Consider the following 243-nt stretch of genomic DNA (forward strand, 5'->3'; position numbering starts at 1 on the left):
GTCCAGCAGCTGAGCGTGCAGGTGTGCCGTGCACCGGAAGTTCACGGCGGCGCCGTGACCACCGGGCAGCGCCGGCCGGGTGCGGTCCGTGGGCAGCGTCAGCTCCTCGGGAAGGCCGGCGAGCTGCTGCTTCCAGTAGGTGAGTTGGTCGCTGATCGGGCTGCTGGGGTCGTCTTGGGCGCCGAGGGTGTGGTGTTGCCAGAGGGCGTAGTCGGCGTACTGGACGGGGAGCGGGGTCCACTC

1 protein-coding gene is annotated in these 243 nt (G+C 70.8%); it reads right to left on the bottom strand.

Annotated elements, in window-relative coordinates; genetic code table 11:
- Positions 1–243: hypothetical protein (locus K7862_RS37170; RefSeq protein ID WP_222970237.1), on the bottom strand; the 243-nt coding region annotated here is incomplete at both ends.

The organism is Actinacidiphila acidipaludis (assembly GCF_019890725.1).
In the GTDB taxonomy this organism is placed as follows: Bacteria; Actinomycetota; Actinomycetes; order Streptomycetales; family Streptomycetaceae; genus Actinacidiphila; species Actinacidiphila acidipaludis.